Below are 18,225 nucleotides of genomic sequence, written 5' to 3' on the forward strand. Positions count from 1 at the left end.
CGATGCGCCTCCTGAGCGGTCTTCTCCTCGGCGCCGCCCTGGCGGTGCTGCCGCTCGCGGCATTGGCCCAAACCGCCGCGCCTGATCTGACGCAAAAAGCCGACCCGTTCGTCGGCGTCGACGGCGGCGGGGTCACCGGCGGTAACACCGTGCCCGGCGCCGGCGTGCCGTTCGGCTTCGTGTCGCTGAGCCCCGACACCACCAACGCCGACACCAACGGCTATGATTCCAAGAGCCCGATCATGGGCTTCAGCTACACCCACGTCAGCGGCACCGGCGGCTCGGGCAAGTACGGCAACTTCCGGGTCACGCCGACCGTCGGCCCGCTGAAATTGAACCACCTGCACTTCGGCAAGACCGGCGAGCGGGCCTCGCCGGGCTACTATTCCGTCGGCCTGGGCAACAGCGACGCCGAGCGGATCCAGGTCGAGCTGACCGCCTCGCGACGGGTTGGCTTCCAGCGCCTGACCTACCCCGCCGTCGCCGACAGCCAGCTGATCTTCGACGTCAGCTCAGTGGTCGCCATGCGCGGGCGGGGCCAGCGGGTGCGGCTGGCCAAGGTCGAGCTGATCGACGACCACACCCTGGCTGGCGAGGTCACGGTCGAGGGCGGTTGGAACCCCGCGCCCTACACTCTCTATTTCCACGCCGTCGTCGACCGGCCGGCCAAGGCCTTCGGGGCCTGGAAGGCGGGCCAGGGCGCATTCGAGGCCAAGCCCGGCGTCGGCCGCTCGGAAGGCGGTTCGCAGGTCAAGAGCCCGGCCAACCGCCAGGGCCTGATGATTGAGTACGACACCGAGCGCGAGTTCTCAAATCGCCTCGGCGCCTATCTGACCTTCGACACCACCACCCGGCGCCAGGTCCAGATGAAGCTGGCCGTGTCGTTCGTCAGCGCCGCCAAGGCCCGCGCCAACCTGGCCGAGGAAATGCCCGGCTGGGACTTCGACGGCTATCGCCAGGCGGCGCGGGCTCAATGGGCGGACGCCCTGGCCAAGATCCAGGTCGAGGGCGGCACGGACGAGCAGCAGCGGATCTTTTACTCGGCCCTCTACCGCGCTCACACCATGCCGCACGACCTCAGCGGCGAGAACGTCTGGTGGACATCCGACGAGCCCCACTACGAGGACTTCTACACCCTGTGGGACACGTTCCGGACGCTGCACCCGCTGCTGACCGTGATCCAGCCGCAACGGCAGCGCGACATGCTCCGCTCGCTGATCGACACCTACAAGCATACCGGCTGGATGCCCGACGCGCGCATCGCCGGGGCCAACGGCATGACCCAGGGCGGCTCCAACGGCGACGTCCTGGTCGCCGACGCCGTCGTCAAGAAGTTAGGCGGCTTCGACCAGGCCCTGGCCTATGAGGCGATCCGCAAGAACGGCGAGGTCGACACCGACCAACCCTTCCTGCAGGGCCGGGTGCTGAAGGACTATCTGAAGCTGGGCTATGTGCCCTTTACCGAGACGCGGTCCGCCTCGCGCACCCTGGAATACGCCTATGACGACTACGCCATCGGCGTGGTGGCCAAGGCCCTGGGCAAGACCGACGACGCCAAGCGCTACCTCGCGCGCGCCGGCAACTGGAAGAACCTCTGGGACGATAAGCTGGGCTGCGTCCGCCCGCGTTACCCGAACGGCGAATGGGTCGAGAACTACAGCTGCACCTATGAGTATCCGGACCGCTCGGGGCCGTGGTGGGACGCACCGTTCTACGAGGGCAATTCCCTGCAGTACTCCACCTATGTGCCGCAGGACGTGGCCGGACTGATGGCGAAGGCGGGTGGCCGCGAGGGCTTCGTCGCCTGGCTGGACCAGCTGTTCGACGGCCACTACTCGCAGGGCAACGAGCCCGACATCCTGGCGCCGTACCTCTACATCCACGCCGGCCGGCCCGACCGCACCGACGAGATCGTCCGCCAGCTGATGGCCAAGCATTACCACGCGACCCGCACGGGCCTGCCGGGCAATGACGACGCCGGCGCGATGTCCAGCTGGTACGTCTGGAACGCGCTCGGCCTCTATCCGAACGCGGGCCAGCCCTACTACTACATCGCCTCGCCGGTGTTCGCGCGCGGCGTCATCGCGCTGGAAGGCGGCAAGAGCTTCGTCGTCGAGGCGCCGGCGACCTCCGACGCCAACCGCTACGTCACGGCCGCGAGCCTGAACGGCAAGCCGCTGGACCGCGCCTGGATCACCCATGACGAACTCGCCAAGGGCGGGGTGCTGACGCTGACGATGGGCTCGAAGCCATCGGCCTGGGCAACGACGTTCGTGGCCCCGCCCAACGGACAGTGAGGATAAATCCCTCTCTCATAGAGAGAGGGATTCCAACAGTTCAGCGCCCTGCCAGCCGATACAGCCCCGATCCATGCGACGGCAGCTGAACGGCGAACCGGCCGGCGATCTTGCCCAGATCGCTCCGTGACCAGAGGTCCCGCGCCGCAACCGTCCCGGGCAGGCCCACGGCCTTGAAGTCGACGCCGACCTCGCGCGCTTTGCCGCCGGTGTTGAATAGAGCCAGGTAGGTGTCGCCGTTCGTCGCCTTCGCCGTCCAGACGCGGATCCCGTCCTCGACAAAATGAGGCTGGTTGCCGCGCGAGGCCTGGTTGACCGCGATCACCTCGGGATTGGTCAGCAGGGCCTTGGTCGGGCCGTCCAGGTGGCGCAGATCGCCGCCCATGATCAGCGGCGAGCGGGCGATCGACCACAGGGTCATCAGGGTGCGCTGTTCGTCGACCGTGAACTTGGTGTCGCGCTCGCCCAGGGCCAGGCGGCCCAGCGGCAGCATGTCGGCGTCGGGCCAGCCGCCGTCGCCGCTATAGGGCGACCAGTTCTCCAGCCGTGTAAACTGGGCGTCCAGCATCTTCCAGTCGTCCCAGAAGTCGTCCGAGATCCGCCACATCTGGGCGTGCTGCTTGGCATGGGCGCCGCGCACCACCGGGGTCTCGCCCGGCGACATCGACAGGATCATCGGCCGGCCCGAGCGGCCGATGGCGCGATGGATGGCCTCGATCTCGGCGGCGTGGGCGTCATAGGGCCGGCTGAGGTCGTCGACCTTGACGAAGTCCACGCCCCATGAGGCCAGCAGCGAAAAGACACTATCGTAATAGGCCTGGGCGCCCGGCTTGCTCATGTCGACCCCGTACATGTCGGGGTTCCACGAGCAGACGCTGCGCTTGTCGACGATGTCGACGATCGGAATATTGGTCCCCAGCACCTTCAGGCCGCGCTCGACCGCCAAGCGCGGGGCGCCGCGCATCAGGTGAACGCCGAAGCGTAGGCCCAGGGCCCGGCAGCGGTCGGCCAACGGCTTGAAGCCCTTGCCGCCGGCGCTGGACGGGAAGCGGTTCGGGGCCGGCAGCAGCCGGCCGTGGTCGTCCAGGGTCGGGACTGGCTTGGCGGCGTATTCGTAGCTGCTGGCGCCCGGCTCGTACCACTGGATGTCGACGGTCAGGATGTCGTAGCCGGCGGGCAGCAACTCGCGGGCCATGATCCCCGCCTGCTCCAAGGTCTGGGCCTCGGTGATCGTGGTGGCGAAGCTGTTCCAGCTGTTCCAGCCCATCGGCGGCGTCGGGGCCAGCAGCGGCGTCTTCTTGGCGGCCGGCTTGGTCGCGGCGGCGGCGGGCAGAGCGCCCAGCGCCGCGGACGCGCCCAGCAGCCCGCGACGGCTCAGCTTCATCGTGCTCATCGGGAACGCCTCTAGTGGTTTTCGTGGGTCGGGATCACCTCGGGCGTGACCAGGCGCAGCTGGTCCAGCCCGACACGGCCGGCGCGCGAGACGACGGTGACCGTGTGGCGGCCCGGCGACAGCACGGGGCCGGCCGTGGCCTTCAGCAGGTTGTCCAGCACCCCCTGGGCCCAGGCCGGCGAGCCGACATTGCGCGGCCAGCTGACGCGCTGGGGCGCGGCGCCGTCGACGCTGACGTCCAGCTCGATCTCCTTGGCCTGGCCGTCCGGGAAGATCGGCAGCACGCCGACCTGCACGCTGCGGCCCGCCGCGCCGACCTCGACATTGAAGGTCAGGGTCGCGCCAGGCGCGTCGGCGATCATCACCCCACGCCCCCGGCCCACGCCCTCGACCAGACGCCAGCCGGTATTGGTCAGATACGTCTCGGCCTCGACGATCGGCGAGCCGGCGGGCGCATTGCCGTCGACCACGGCCAGGAACTTGGCCGGATCCGAGATCAGGCCGCCGCCGGGCATCGGCACGGGGCGGGCGCGGTAGATGCGCCACTGGCTGTCGGCCGGCTCCTCGGGCATCAGCCAGCGCCACTTGCCGCCGGCGATCTTGGTGTTGAAGCGGTCGGTCAGGGCGGTGATCTCGCTCTGGGCGTCGACAGCGGCGGCGCCCGCCGAGCGGGCCATGACTTGGTCGTCGTCGATCAGCTCGTTGTAACGCTCGGCGGCGAAGAACCGCATGTTGGCCGCCGCCGAGACACGGATCGGGAACTCGACCAGCTCGAACCAGGCGTCGGCCTGCTGCGGCGACACCTGGGTCCCCGCCGCCTTGGTCGCGTCCACCAGCTTGCGGAAGGCGCGGAGGCGGTCATTGACCTCGTCGGCCGTAAAGCTGGACAGGTGCCGGCTCTCGGCCTTGGGCTGCCACTCCATGTGCTCGGGCCGGCGCTCGAAGTTCAGCCGGTAATAGGTGTCGAGCAGGTCGGCGGTCTTGCCGGCCAAGGCGGAGCCGAAGGCGCGGCCGCTCCAGTCCTCCAGGAACTGCCGCTGGCTCTTGCCGCGCCAGCGATCGATGTCCCAGGCCATTTCCAGGAAATGGCTGGCGCCGATCTCGGCCGGCTTGATGTCGCCGACATTGGCGACCCAGACGTTGCGCGCGCCCTTGTCCCAGGCATGGATCATCTCTTCCTGGACCAGGGCCGGCGGCGTCGTGCCCAGCCACAGGTAGGACAGCGGATAGCCCAGGTAGGACAGGTGGTAATAGACCCCCGCCCCGCCCTTGCGGTTGGCCTCCTCGGCGCTGGCGAACTGGCGGATGTAGCCGAAATTGTCGTCGGGCCAGACGATGGTCACGTCGTCCGGGACCTTCACGCCAGCCCGGTAGATCTCCAGCACCTCTTTGTACGGAACGAATATCTGCGGAACCTTGGCCAGGTCCGGCGAGACGTTCTTGCTGAGGATCTCGCGCTGGTCGGCGATGATCTTGTCCAGCAGGGCGACCTTCTCCTGGATGGTCTTGGGCCCGACCATGCCGCTGTCGTGGATGCCGCGCATGCCCACGGTCCACAGGCTCTCATAGCCGGCGTTGGTCTTGGCGCGCTCTTCCCAGTAGGCCTTCACGCCGTCCGGATTGGTCGCGTAGTTGAACTTGTCGGGCGCGTCCTTCCACTCGCCGACATTGTTGCGCAGCATGGCCTCGGCGTGGGACGAGCCCATGACGATGCCGTACTCCTCGGCCAGCTTGGCGTTGGCTGGGTCGGAGTTGAACGGCGCGGTCGTGTGGTGCATGGCCGGCCACAGGGTGTTGGCCTTCAGGCGCAGCAGCAGGGTGAAGATCCGGCGGTAGGTCTTGGGCCCGATGTCGCCGCGCTCGGGATCGAAGGTCTTGGCGGCCCACGGATAGAGCCCCCAGTCCTCGTCATTGACGAACACGCCCCGATAGCGGACCGACGGCGGACCGAAGCGGTGGACGCCGGCGCGGACGAACAGCTTGTCGCGATGCTGCGGCGTCACGTCGGCCCACCAGGCCCAGGGGGAGACCCCCATGGCCTGGGCGACCTCGTAGATCCCGAAGGCGGTCCCGCGCCGGTCGCTGCCGATCACCACCAGGGCCTTGTCGACGCCGGGCAGCGGGCGGTCGACGGAGGCAATGACGAAGCTTTCCCAAGCTCCGGTCAGGCGCGAGACGTCGACCTTCCTTGCGGCGACCAGCTGGTCGATCAGCTTGCCGTGGCCCAGCGTGCCGACCAGGATCGCGGTCTTGCCGGCGGGCGCGGCCGCGACGGCGACCGACTGGCCCGTGACGGTCTTGAGGTCGTCAGCGAGATCATCGGCCGCGTGGCGGACGACGGCCGCGTCGGCGGGATCGATCACGATCGTCGGCGCCTTGCCGGCCTCGACCAGCACGAAACCGCCGCGTGCGAGGCTGTCGCTGAAGATCGGTTCGGCCTCGGCCGCGGTCCGCGTGGGCTGGGCCGCAATGGCCCCTGTCGTCACGCCAAGGCACAGGACGAGCGCCCAGACTCCCGCGGTCGCGGATCGAACCCACTGCATCGATATTCCTCAGACAAATAGCTCGCCGGCCACACTAGAGCCTGTCCGTTTCTGATGGAAACATCAGAAACGGATAAACAGGCTCTATCTCTAATAGTTAGAGCGTGGCGGGCGCCGAAACCGCTCACACTTTCGGCTGCCACGCTCTAATCGACCTTGAGCTCAGATCAACGGCACGCCGACTGGTCCGCCGCGATCAGCTCGATTTCCGCGACTTGCACGGCCTTGCCCTTGGTCACCTCGAACCGGTAGCGGGCGTAGGCCTTGGCGGTCAGGGCGAAGGTCCGGGTCGCATGGCGGTGCTCGAAGCGCTCGCCGCGCCGCGCGTCCAGCTTGACCCAGCGCTTGCCATCGAAGCCGCCGAGGCGCCAGGCGGTCGGATCGGCGGCGGCGGGGCCGACACTGACCGTGTAGGCCTTCAGGCACGTGGCGGCCGGACGGGTGAACACCGCCGACTGGCCGGCCGAGGCGGTCCAGACGGTCGAGGTCTTGCCGTCGGTCAGGACCGGAACGTCGGTCTCCGCCTTCAGCACCGCGCTGTCATAGGCCCACTGGCCGGGTGTCGCGCTCATCGTGAAGCTCAGCACGCCGCCGGCCAACAGTTGCGCCTGCGAGACGAACGGGCCGGATAGCGGCTTGCCGTTCAGGGTGGCGGCGGCGATGTACGGGTGATCGGCCCCGGCGTCCGCGGCCAGGATCTCCAGCGTCTTGCCGCCTTCCAGATGGATGACGCTGCGCGGATGACGCGGCCCGTGCAGGTAGAACAGGTCGCTGCCCAGCTTCGGGAACAGGCCCAGGCGGTTGAAGACATAGTTGGAGCTCATCGCCCCGGCGTCCTCGTCGCCCGGATAGGCGGTGTCGGTGAAGTGCTTGAACACCTCACCCGACCAATAGGACGACAGGTCGGCGCGACCCAGATTGTGGAACAGCCAGGGCGTGGCGAACGACGGCTCGTTGGTGATGTCGATCAGGCCGGCGTCCAGGGCGTGGTTCAGGCGCTCGTTGAACCGCACCCGCCCGCCCATGGCCTCGACCAGGCCCGGCAGGTCGTGCAGCACGCCGTAGGAATAGATCCAGGCCGTGCCCTCATAGTAGCCGACATTGTTGTGAACCTTGCCGTCCCAGCCCTGCTTCGGGTCGACGTCCTGGAACTTGCCGTCCGGATAGCGCGGCATCAGGAAGCCATTGAAACCGTCGCTCGCGGTTTCAGGGTTCCAGATCTTGCGCCAGTTCTGGGCGCGCTGCGTCAGGGCGGCGGCCTCGTCGGCATGACTCGCCTTGGCGGCGACCTGGGCGGCGAAATAGTCGTTCAGCGCGAAGCCCAGGGTCGACGACCCCGACTTGGCGCGCTGGTTGTTGGGCTCGGGGCTGAGGTCGCCGACCCCGAAATAGCCGCTCTCCAGATAGCGCGGCCGGCGGCGCTCGAAGGCGTTGAAGTGGGTCACGCGCCAGGCGTCGGTCCAGTTGACGCCCTGGGCGCCGCGCAGGGCGGCCTCGCCCAGCACGTTGTCGACCTCGTCGCCACCCTGGCCGACATGATAGTTCTGGCCGCCGATGATGGCGGTGTCGGCGGCGCCGAACTTGTCGAAGGTATGGATCAGCGAGTTCAGGTTGGCCGCGTATTCGCTGGGCCGCAGCACCGACATCAGCGGGAACAGCGTCCGGTAGGTGTCCCACAGCGTATAGTGGTCGTCCCAGTTCGGCCGCCCCAGCTCCTTGGCCGGCTGGTCCAGGGTGCGGTCCCGCGGGTGGGTCGAGGCGTGGTAGAACGCCGTGTAGAACCGGCGGGTCTGGGCCTGCGACAAGCCCGAGACCTCGATCTCGCCCAGGCGGTCGTTCCAGGCGGCCTGGCTCTCCTGGCGGACACGGTCGAAGCTCCAGTCGGGGATCTCGCGGTCCAGCAGGGCCTCGGCGGTCTCGGCGCTGGTGAAGGACACCGCGATCTTGACCAGCAGCGGCTTGCCCGGGTTGGTCTTGAAGGTCGTCCAGGCCCCCAGGCGCGCGTCCGGCCCGGTCTTGCCCTCGGTGGCGCCGGCCAGGCGGTCCTGCTGGTTGAACACGCCCCAGGCGGTGGGCTTCTGGTCGAACTTGGCGACGAACCAGATGTCGATCAGGGCCGGGTTCCAATAACCCTTGGCCTTGACGTGGCCGACGATCTTGCCGTCGGCGGGGAACAGCTTCACGTCGGCCTGGTCCGAGGCGACCAGCCCGCCGACCTTGCGGGTGACGTCGAAGACCAGCTGGGCTTGATCCGTGGCCGGATAGGTCAGGCGGTAAAGGGCCGAATAGTGAGCCGGCGTGACCTCGACCCGGGTGTCGTAGCGCGACAGGCGCACCGAATAGGCGTCGGCGGCCAGGACCTCGTCGGCCTTGGGCGACAGGTGGGCGGCCTCGTCGAACTGGGCTTGGCCGACCTGGGGCGACAGCAGAAACGTGCCGTAGGTGGTGACCCCGCCCGACCCTTGGGAATGCAACTGGGCGAAGCCGCTGATCGGCTCGGCGGCGTTGTAGCCGGCGTTGCTGGGATTGGGGGTCTCGGGCGAAGGATGAATGGAGCCGTTAGGCCGCGTGGGCCCTGGAATGGTGTCGCCTTCGTTGTCGTTGCCGAGGCCGACGGTGAGGGCGGGAAGCTTGTACAGGGACGGGTCGGGCGCGGCCTGGGCGATCGGGCCGGCCGCCAGGGCGGCTAAAACCAGCAGGGGCGTCGCGCGAAATCCCGGCATGGAAAACCCTCTTACTGATCCGACTTACAGGCCTGGCGAGTGAGCAGCGATCCTCGCCGAGAAAACATAGCCGGTCCACGAATGGACCGGCTATCAAGTGGCTTCACGGGGAGTGAAGGTTAGAAGGTGGCGCGCGCCGTCAGGGTGAAGGTGCGGCCATCGTAATCGACCCAACGCGACACCTTGGTGTCGTTCTCGTACTCGAAGCGCTTCGAGTCCGTCAGGTTATAGGCGTCCAGCGACACGGTGAGGTTGTCGTTGACGTTGTAGGAGGCCGACATGTCCAGCTGGCCGCGCGCCCTCACCGAACGGGCAGCGCCGGTGTAGGTGCCGTTGGCGTTCAGCGCGTAGTCCGAGCGATAGTTGTACACCGCGCGGATGCCGTACTTCGGCGTCTCGTAGTAGCCGATGACGTTGACATTGTGCTTGGAGATGCCCGGGAACGGGGCGATCGCCGGGCTCTTCGACGTCGTGTAGGCGTAGTTGAAGCTGCCGCCGAAGTTCTTCCAGAAGCCCGGCAGGAAGTCCAAGTTCTGCTGGATGTTGAACTCGACGCCCTCGACGGTGGTCGGCNTAGGCGTAGTTGAAGCTGCCGCCGAAGTTCTTCCAGAAGCCCGGCAGGAAGTCCAAGTTCTGCTGGATGTTGAACTCGACGCCCTCGACGGTGGTCGGCTTGTCGAGGTTATAGGCGCCGCTGGCGTTGACGTGGACCTGCTTGGTGGCGTTGCTCAGGCTGGTGGCGTTGCAGTAGGTGCCGTCCCAGGCCAGGGCGCCGAAGCCCCAGGTCGANGCCGCTGGCGTTGACGTGGACCTGCTTGGTGGCGTTGCTCAGGCTGGTGGCGTTGCAGTAGGTGCCGTCCCAGGCCAGGGCGCCGAAGCCCCAGGTCGAACCGTCCGACGGGCAGATGATCGACGGGTCGGTGGTGGTGGCGATACGGCCGGTGATGTTCTTGTGGAAATAGGCCAGGGAGACCAGGCCGTTGGGACGGTTGTACCACTCCAGCGACAGGTCGAAGGACTCCGCCAGATAGGGTTTCAGCTTGGTGTTCCCGATCGCGACCGTGACGTCATAGACGCCGACCGAGCCCGAGCTCAGGCTGTTGTTGAGGATCTGGGCCGGGCTGACCTTGGTCGACGGCGAATACTGACGCGGGTGCGGGCGGACATAGGTCTTGTAGTAGGCGCCGCGCAGGATCAGGTCGTCGGTGACGTCGGCCACGAAAATCGCCGACGGCAGGAAGTAGTGGTACTTGTTCTTATATTCGTCGGTCTTGAACGCCGTGGACGAGCCGACCGAGTCGGTCGGCGGGGTCGTGCGGTCCAGGGTGGTGATGGTGTTCTTGGTGTCTTCGTAGCGGCCACCGAAGTTGCCGCGCAGGCCGTGACCGAAGATCTCGGTGTCGTACTTCGCCTGGACGTAGAACTGATTGACGTCGTTCTCGTTGGTGAAGTTCTTATCGTAATAGCCGGCGTCGGCATACTGGATGTTGAAGCCTTGGGTCGACAGGCCACCGCTTTGATAGACCGTGACCGGACGGACCGCATTCAGGAAGTCGCGGACGTTCAGCACTTGCCAGTTGCGGTTGTAGTTGCCAGCCGAGCCGCCCATGAAGTCATCGACGAACGGCGCCGTGACCATCATGCTCGACGTTATGTTCTGCATCTGGGCGCCGTAGGCATAGACCCGGTAGCCGGTCGACACGAACTTCTCGCGCTCGAGGCGCGCACCGCCCTGGATGCTCTTGATCGGGCCCAACTTGACGAAGCGCTCGACGTCGAGGGAGGCGGTCTTTACGTCGCTCTTGGCGAAGCTCTCGGTGCCCTGGATCTGGATCTGGTTGGTCGAGTTGGCCTTGGTCCCGTTGTTGTAGAACGCCGTCGGATCGCCGGCGCCGCCCCAGGTCCAGGTCTGGCCGTTCGTGATCGAGTTCTGCGGCGACGGGGTGGTCGTGTACTGGAAGGCGCCGATGTCATCGAGGCCGGTGGTCAGCGAGCCGCCGATGCCGTTGCCGCCCGCGCGGGTGTAGTTGGCGACGTCGACCTCGGTCTCGACCGAGGCGTTGTAGCCCGATGACGCGGTCAGGACGCCGGCGACGCGCCAATCATCGTTGCTCCAATCGATATTGCCGATCAGGCCGTCCGACTTCTGGCGCTGCGAGTAGAGACGGGTCGACGACAGCGCGTTCATGTTGGTGAACGAGTAGCTTTGGTACAGATAGCGTCCGTCGTTGGTCTTGATCGGCGTGCCCGTCGGCGTGATCACCGTGCCCGCGCCGGCCGTGGCCGACGGCAGGACGGTGTTGATCAGGAAGTACTGGGTCGTGTCGGGCAGGTTGCGATCGGTCTTGAACCCGATCAGGCCGATCTTGGTGTTGTCGTTCGGCTTCCACTCGATGCCGCCCGATCCCGACCAGACCTTGCCGACGTTCATGCGCGTGTACTGGCGGATCTGGCTATTGGCCCAGACGCCGTTGGTCGCCGTCGAACCCGTGTTGCTGGTGATGAACGGCGTCGCCGCCGTCTGCGACAGGCCCAGGGCCTGGCCCAGCGAGCGGCAGTACGAGGTCGCGCTGGTCGGGCACGCCGTCGCCGAGAAGTACTGACCGTAGGCGGCGTTGAACTGGGTGGGCGTCAAGCCCGTCATCGCCGACGTCAGATAGTCGTAGCTGTTGAGACGGACCGTATCGCGGCGGAAGTTTTCCTTCTTGTAGGCCAGCGTCCCAAACACGGCGAGCGTGTCCGACAGGTGCTTGTTGTAGCCGATGGTGGCGGCCGGGGCGTTCAGGTCTCCCAGGGTGTTGTGCTCGAACGACACCTTCATGGAGCCGCCATCCTTGCGCGACAGCGCCGGGGCGATCTGCATGTCGACATTGCCGCTGAGGCCGCCCGACACGGTGTTGGCCATCGGCGACTTCTGGATCACGAAGGCCGAGAAGATATCCGAGTTGAACGCGCCCAGCGGCGTGCCCTGATTGTCGCGCAGCAGCGGCGGATAGGCGAACGACTGGCCGTTCATGCACGCCCGGGATGCGCTGCAGCGCCTCGCCGACGTTCAGGTCCGGAAAGCGGCCCAGGCCGTCCGACGAAATGCCGTCGGTGATTTCGATGGCGGTCTTCTTGGCGCGAACCGCGTTGGCGTAGCTCTGCTTGAAGCCGGTGACCACGACCGCGTCGAGCGTCTCGCTCGCCGCGGCGGCTTGGGGCGCGGCGGCGGTTTGCGCCGCGGCGAACGTCGGCAAGCCCGTGATGACGGTGGCCGATAGCAGCGCGATCTTGAGGACCCGCCCCCGGGTGTTGTTGGTGCTCACGATAGTCCCTCCTCCTCGTTGTGTTTCTTGGCGCCTTGCTGGCGACTTATTGGCCTGACCTCTTTAGCGATAACAGGTCATGAGCCCCCCTTCAATTTGTCTGACGATTGTCGTTGACGACAGCTGAACCGTGCTGCCATTATGCAACAATGGAAACAACTCACTGATTTAATAAGATTTTCGGAGCCACTTCGGTTTAATTGGCATATTTTTTCGCAATCTTACGTTAGAAAAAATATTTCGACTATGCGAAGTGGTCAGGCCAAATTATCAACCAAGAATTGCGATATCCGCTCAACGCTCGCGCCCAGGTTTGGGCGAGCGGCCTCCGCGAGGAGGCGTGCGGCTTTCGGATCGCTGTACGGAAACGTCGCAATCGGATTCGCCGCCCTGCCTTAGCGGCGCTGTTGCACGAGAACGAATGCATAATGGCCAAGGCCGGAAACGGGGAGACGACCGAATGACGCGGGGTTTGATGGCGGGCGCCGCCTGGTTGGGGATCGCCCTTGCCGCTCAAGCGGAGGAAATCCAGGTCCAGCCGGTCCAGGTGGACGCCTCGCGTCCGGACTGGGAGAACCCGGCGGTGTATGCGCGGGGCAAGCTGGCGGCCAGCGCGACGCACTTCCCGTTCGAGAGCCGCGCNCAGGTGGACGCCTCGCGTCCGGACTGGGAGAACCCGGCGGTGTATGCGCGGGGCAAGCTGGCGGCCAGCGCGACGCACTTCCCGTTCGAGAGCCGCGCGGCGGCCCTGGCCGGCGACCCGGCCCAGTCGAGCCGCTACCAGACCCTGGACGGCCAGTGGTCGTTCAGCTTCTCGCCGTCGTCGGACGCGGTTCCCGACGGCTTCGAGAAGCCCGACTATGACGTCAGCGGCTGGAAGACCATCAAGGTCCCGGCGATGTGGCAGACCGAAGGCTACGACCAGCCGCGCTACAACAACATCACCTATCCGTTTCCGGCCAACCGCCCGCTGATNGAAGACCATCAAGGTCCCGGCGATGTGGCAGACCGAAGGCTACGACCAGCCGCGCTACAACAACATCACCTATCCGTTTCCGGCCAACCGCCCGCTGATCCCGCACGCCACCAATCCGGTCGGCTCGTACCGCCGGACCTTCGAGGTCCCGGCGAGCTGGTCGGGCCAGGACATCATCCTGCACATCGGCGCGGCCGGTTCGGCCTATCGAGTGTGGGTCAATGGCGTGGAGGCCGGCTATTCCGAAGACTCCAAGCTGCCCAGCGAGTTCGACGTCACCAAGCTCTTGAAAGCCGGCCAGAAGAACGTGGTGGCTATCCAGATCCNGAGGCCGGCTATTCCGAAGACTCCAAGCTGCCCAGCGAGTTCGACGTCACCAAGCTCTTGAAAGCCGGCCAGAAGAACGTGGTGGCTATCCAGATCCACCGCTGGTCGGATGGCTCCTACCTGGAGGACCAGGACTTCTGGCGGGTCTCGGGCATCGAGCGCTCGGTCTATCTGAAGGCCGCCCCCAAGGCCCGGCTGACCGACCTGTTCGTTCATGCCGGCCTCGACAAGGCCTATCGCGACGGCGTGCTGTCGACCGACGTGGCCCTGACGGCGCGCACTCAGCCAGTGACCGTCCGCATGACCCTGCTCGACGGCGACAAGGCGGTGCTGACGAAGGAGGCCNGTGCTGTCGACCGACGTGGCCCTGACGGCGCGCACTCAGCCAGTGACCGTCCGCATGACCCTGCTCGACGGCGACAAGGCGGTGCTGACGAAGGAGGCCAAGGTCGCCGCCGGCGCGGCCAGGACCGAGACCCTGTCGGCGTCCGTTCCCGGCGTGCGCCAGTGGACCGCCGAGACCCCCAACCTCTACACCCTGCTGGTCGAGGTCCTCGATGCGAAGGGCCAGATCATCCAGGCCACGCCGCAGCGCATCGGCTTCCGCACCGTGGAAATCAAGGACGGCCGCGTCGCCGTCAACGGCAAGCCGATCGTCATCCGCGGCGTCAATCGCCACGAGCACGACCCGGAGACCTTCCACGTCATCTCCGAAGCCTCGATGCGCCGCGACATCGAGCTGATGAAGCGCCGCCGTGCGCACCTCGCACTATCCCAACGCCGAGCTCTGGTACGCCCTGGCCGACGAGTACGGCCTCTATGTCATGGACGAGGCCGACATCGAGAGCCACGCCTATATGGGCTACGGCAACGCCGACCCGTCCCAGCGCGACAAGCGCCAGATTGGCTTCGATCCGGCCTGGGAAGGGGCCCATGTCAGCCGCGTGCTGAACATGGTGGAACGCGACAAGAACCACCCGTCGGTGATCTTCTGGTCTCTGGGCAACGAGGCCGGCATCGGCCAGAACTTCGAAAAGGCTGCGGCCGCCGCCAGGAAACGAGACCCGGGCAGGCTGATTTCCTATCTGGGCTGGGGCGCGCGGCCCTGGGAGCACGTGCCCAACGGCTATGTCGACATCTATGCGCCGATGTACGACGACGTGACCAAGATGGTGGACTGGGCGACCGATCCGACCCGCACCCAGCCGATGATCCAGTGCGAATACGCCCACATGCAGGGCAATTCCGGCGGCAATCTGAAAGACTACTGGGACACCATCTACAAGTACGACAAGCTGCAGGGCGGCTTCATCTGGGACTGGGTCGACCAGTCAATGTACCGCTACGCCAAGGACGGTCGCCGCTACTGGGGCGACGGCGGCGAGTATGGTCCGAACCCCGGCGGCGAGATCGAGTTCGGCGATGGCCTGATCCAGTCGGACCGCACGCCCAACCCCCAGGTCTACGAAGCCCAGAAGGTGCTCTCGCCGATCCAGTTCGAGGCCTTCGACGAGGCCGACGGCCGGGTGAGCGTGGTCAACCGTCACGACTTCCGCGACCTGTCGGGCTTTGCTTTTGACTGGGTGCTGGAAGAGGACGGCGTCCCCGTCGCCTCGGGCGCCCTGCCCGACTTGGCGACCAAGGCCCGCGAGCGCCAGACGATCGTCCTGCCGCTGGGCGCCACGCCGCGCAAGCCGGGCGCCGAGTACTTCGTCACGATCCGCGCTAGAGCCAAGGCTGGCGCTGTGCCCCTGACGCCAGAGGGCTATGTGGTCGGCTGGGAGCAGTTTGCGTTGAAGTCGGCGCCCAAGGCCGCGCCGGCCCGCGCCGGTTCCGTGGCGACGACGGACGGCAAGGACGCGGTGACCCTATCGGCGGCCGGCGCCGTGCTCAGGATCGACCGCGCCACCGGCCTGGTCGAAAGCTACGTCAAGGACGGCGTGGTGCTGGCGCGCGGCGGCCAGCCGAACTTCTTCCGGGCCGAGACCGACAACGACGCCGGCACCGGCCTCTCGACCCAGCAACGCGCTTGGCAGGCCATGACCAAGCAGCGCCAGGTGCGCTCCGTCAGCGCCGGCGATGGGCGGATCGTCGTCGAGCACGCCCTGGGCGCGGGCGCGGCGCGCTTCGTCACCACCTACGTCATGGCCGGCGACGGAACGGTCGCTGTCACCGGCGACCCGACGCCGCTGAAGGACGACCTGCCGCCGCCGATTCGGGTCGGGCTGTGGTTCACCGTTCCCTCGGCTCTGAAGACGGTCGAGTGGTACGGACGCGGTCCGCACGAGAGCTATGTCGACCGCAAGACCAGCGCGTCGATCGGCCTGTGGCGCGGCGCGGTGGCCGACCAGGACCACGACTACATCCGCCCCCAGGACACCGGCAACAAGGTCGACGTCCGCTGGATGGAGCTGAGCGGCGAGGGCCGCGGCGTGCGGGTCACCGGCGAGCGGCCGCTGATGATGACCGCCCTCGCCTTCCCGTACGAGGATCTCTATCGCCGGGAGCCGGGGACCTGGAAATCCACCGACGTCGTCCCGCACGGCGACGGAACCCTGCTGATCGACGCCGCCCAGTGGGGCGTCGGCGGCGACACCGCCTGGAACACGTTCGGCCTGCCGCATATGAAGTACCGTACGACCTTGGCGCCGACCCGCGTCAGCTTCCGCCTGGAGCCGTTCACCGGCGAGGGCACGACGCCCGACAAGGCCCGCCCCGCCCAGGCGACGCCGCCGCAGTAGGAGTTCAGACTTGAAGCCCTTAGCCCTCCGTCTCGCCGCTCCGCTGCTCGTGGCGGCCCTGCTCGCGGGCCCCGCCCTGGCCGGTGAGCCGATCAGCCCACGTTTCAACGCCGACCCGTCGCCGCACGCCTTCAAGGGCGGCTATTACCTCTACGCCACCGACGACGCCTCGAACTCCGGCAAGTACTGGGACTCGACCACCTGGCGGCTCTACACCTCCAAGGACCTGAAGACCTGGAAGGACGCTGGCGCCTTCCTGGGCGTGTCGGTGTTCAAATGGGCCAAGCCCGACGCCAAGGCTTGGGCCCCCGAGGCGGCCTATCGGAACGGCAAGTACTACTTCTACGCCCCCGTCGGCGGCGACAAGATCGGCGTGGCCGTGGCCGACAAGCCCGAGGGGCCGTTCACCGACGCCATCGGCGCGCCGCTGGTCGACAAGGCTCGCGACGCCAACGCCGGGGCCGAGCCGATCGACCCGCAAGTGCTGATCGACGACGACGGCCAAGCCTACGTGGTCTTCGGCACCCGCGTGCCCAAGATCGTCAAGCTGGGCGCGGACATGAAGAGCCTGACCGGTCCGATCCAGGATCTGGTCGTCACCGGCTTCCCCGCGCAGGACCCGAAGAAGAAGTACGGCGAGGCCCCGTTCCTGCACAAGCGCAAGGGCCTCTACTATTTCAGCTTCTCGACCGGCTGGCCGGGCCAGATCGTCTACGCCACCGCCAAGAGCCCGATGGGCCCCTACGCCTATCGCGGCGTGATCCTCGACTATCTGAAGATCTCGACCAACCACCAGGCGATCATCGAGGCCAAGGGCAAGACCTGGTTCTTCTATCACGACAACCTGCTGCCCGGCGGCGGCGACCACCGCCGCTCGATCGCCATCGAGCCGCTGACCTACGCGGCCGACGGCTCAATCGTCGAGGTGCGGCCGAAGCCGACCAAATAGGCTTAGGCGTCGCGAGCGGCCCTGAGGTTTTCGTTCAGGGCTACGCTGGCCTCCATGCGGGCCAGTTGCTCGGGCGTGGCCGGGACCTGGTGGCGCGCCTTCCATTCGACCTGAGGCATGCCGTAGACCGCCTCGCGCGCCGCGTCCTTGCCGAGCGCGCCCTCCGACGCCTCGCTGAGCCAATCGCCGAGACAGTTGCGGCAGAACCCGGCCTGGCCCATCAGGTCGACGTTCTGAACGTCGGTCCGCAGGCGCAGGTGCTCGACCAGCCGGCGGAATGCGGCGGCGGCGGTGCGGTCGTCGATCTCTGTCATGCGCGATCCTGGGCGGTCGTCCGAAGGTCGCCGAATGTGGGCGTAGACGAGGCCCGAGACAACGGGTGACCCTCGCCCACGTCGCGCGGTTCGAAGGCCTCTCGATTCAGTACGGACCAAGCGAGCCGTAATAGGCGCCGACGCCGTCGCGCCAGCTGGCGCCCGCGCCGAGATCTTCTAGGTCCTCGCGATCCAAAGCCGGAGCGGCTTGCAGCTGTTCCTTGCTCAGCGGAACGACATAGCCGCCCTTCTCGACATCGTATTCGAGCCGGGCCCAGGGCAGCGGATGCAGCTTGTCGCCGATACCGAGAAAGCCGCCGAACGACAGCAGGGCATAGACGACCTCGCCGGACACCTTGTCGATCGACAGGTTGTCGATACGGCCGATGCGCTCGCCGGCGCGGTTGAACACCGGCGTGTCGGTGACCCGATCGGCCATGATCAGGTCGTGGGGAGATATCGCGTCCATGAGGGTCTCCTTTCCAGCTTGGCGCCGGTCTGGCAGGCTCGGCGCCCGTCCTCCCCCTCATGAAAACCGTCTGGACGCCTCGAAGTTCACAGCTGCGCCGTCGCCGCACAATGAGGAACACAGGCTGATCGACGGCGTTTCCGGGAGGTGTCGGCGGCCTCGCCGCCCTCGTCTCAGGAGGCGGC

The 18,225-nt window shown here is 66.8% G+C and carries 9 protein-coding genes and 3 pseudogenes; 5 read left to right on the forward strand and 7 right to left on the reverse strand.

Going from position 1 to position 18,225, the window contains the following annotated elements; translation table 11 throughout:
• The first annotated feature begins 2 nt into the window (after positions 1-2).
• Positions 3-2,297, forward strand: coding sequence for a GH92 family glycosyl hydrolase (locus ASC70_RS21900; protein WP_082539811.1), 2,295 nt, complete (start codon positions 3-5; stop codon positions 2,295-2,297).
• 40 nt (positions 2,298-2,337) lie between these two features.
• On the opposite strand, the gene ASC70_RS21905 is transcribed toward ASC70_RS21900, so the two are convergent.
• The 5 genes and pseudogenes from ASC70_RS21905 to ASC70_RS21925 form a co-directional block, all read right to left on the reverse strand.
• Entirely contained in the window at positions 2,338-3,690 is a 1,353-nt protein-coding gene (locus ASC70_RS21905) for a glycoside hydrolase family 27 protein (protein WP_056054661.1), read from the reverse strand.
• A gap of 11 nt (positions 3,691-3,701) precedes the next feature.
• Positions 3,702-6,233, reverse strand: a complete 2,532-nt coding sequence (locus ASC70_RS21910; protein ID WP_056054663.1) for a glycosyl hydrolase 115 family protein — start codon at positions 6,231-6,233, stop codon at positions 3,702-3,704.
• Positions 6,234-6,400: 167 nt separating this feature from the next.
• A complete protein-coding gene (locus tag ASC70_RS21915) occupies positions 6,401-8,956 on the reverse strand; it encodes a GH92 family glycosyl hydrolase (RefSeq protein ID WP_056054667.1) in 2,556 nt (851 codons plus the stop codon).
• Positions 8,957-9,075: 119 nt separating this feature from the next.
• Positions 9,076-9,529, reverse strand: a pseudogene (locus ASC70_RS25720) (TonB-dependent receptor domain-containing protein); the annotation flags it as partial.
• Between the two features lie 217 nt (positions 9,530-9,746).
• A pseudogene (locus tag ASC70_RS21925) lies at positions 9,747-11,972 on the reverse strand (TonB-dependent receptor); the annotation flags it as partial.
• A gap of 1,290 nt (positions 11,973-13,262) precedes the next feature.
• Between ASC70_RS21925 and ASC70_RS25725 the strand changes: the two are divergent.
• From ASC70_RS25725 to ASC70_RS21935, 4 genes and pseudogenes are all read left to right on the forward strand, one after another.
• Positions 13,263-13,566 (forward strand): sugar-binding domain-containing protein (locus tag ASC70_RS25725; protein WP_369815462.1); only part of this gene is annotated, 304 nt, incomplete at its 3' end.
• Between the two features lie 58 nt (positions 13,567-13,624).
• Positions 13,625-13,912: sugar-binding domain-containing protein (locus ASC70_RS25730; protein WP_255355025.1), on the forward strand; the 288-nt coding region annotated here is incomplete at its 3' end.
• A gap of 85 nt (positions 13,913-13,997) precedes the next feature.
• Positions 13,998-16,305, forward strand: a pseudogene (locus ASC70_RS26060) (glycoside hydrolase family 2 TIM barrel-domain containing protein); the annotation flags it as partial.
• A 13-nt stretch (positions 16,306-16,318) separates the two neighbouring features.
• Entirely contained in the window at positions 16,319-17,257 is a 939-nt protein-coding gene (locus tag ASC70_RS21935) for a family 43 glycosylhydrolase (protein WP_056054675.1), read from the forward strand.
• A 2-nt stretch (positions 17,258-17,259) separates the two neighbouring features.
• Here the strand turns inward: ASC70_RS21935 and ASC70_RS21940 are convergent, their stop codons facing one another.
• Together ASC70_RS21940 and ASC70_RS21945 are read right to left on the reverse strand one after the other, a co-directional pair.
• A complete protein-coding gene (locus tag ASC70_RS21940) occupies positions 17,260-17,571 on the reverse strand; it encodes a DUF1244 domain-containing protein (RefSeq protein ID WP_056054678.1) in 312 nt (103 codons plus the stop codon).
• 106 nt (positions 17,572-17,677) lie between these two features.
• Positions 17,678-18,040 (reverse strand): PRC-barrel domain-containing protein, encoded by a 363-nt coding sequence (locus ASC70_RS21945; RefSeq protein ID WP_047411539.1) that lies wholly within the window; start codon positions 18,038-18,040, stop codon positions 17,678-17,680.
• Positions 18,041-18,225 lie beyond the last annotated feature (185 nt).

Source organism: Caulobacter sp. Root343 (assembly GCF_001425745.1).
Lineage (GTDB): Bacteria > Pseudomonadota > Alphaproteobacteria > Caulobacterales > Caulobacteraceae > Caulobacter.

Coding starts and splice junctions, on each gene's coding strand:
- ASC70_RS21905 (WP_056054661.1), bottom strand. CDS start 3,690: ATGAGCACGATGAAGCTGAGCCGTCGCGGGCTGCTGGGCGCGTCCGCG.
- ASC70_RS21945 (WP_047411539.1), bottom strand. CDS start 18,040: ATGGACGCGATATCTCCCCACGACCTGATCATGGCCGATCGGGTCACC.
- ASC70_RS21900 (WP_082539811.1), top strand. CDS start 3: ATGCGCCTCCTGAGCGGTCTTCTCCTCGGCGCCGCCCTGGCGGTGCTG.
- ASC70_RS21915 (WP_056054667.1), bottom strand. CDS start 8,956: ATGCCGGGATTTCGCGCGACGCCCCTGCTGGTTTTAGCCGCCCTGGCG.
- ASC70_RS21940 (WP_056054678.1), bottom strand. CDS start 17,571: ATGACAGAGATCGACGACCGCACCGCCGCCGCCGCATTCCGCCGGCTG.
- ASC70_RS21910 (WP_056054663.1), bottom strand. CDS start 6,233: ATGCAGTGGGTTCGATCCGCGACCGCGGGAGTCTGGGCGCTCGTCCTG.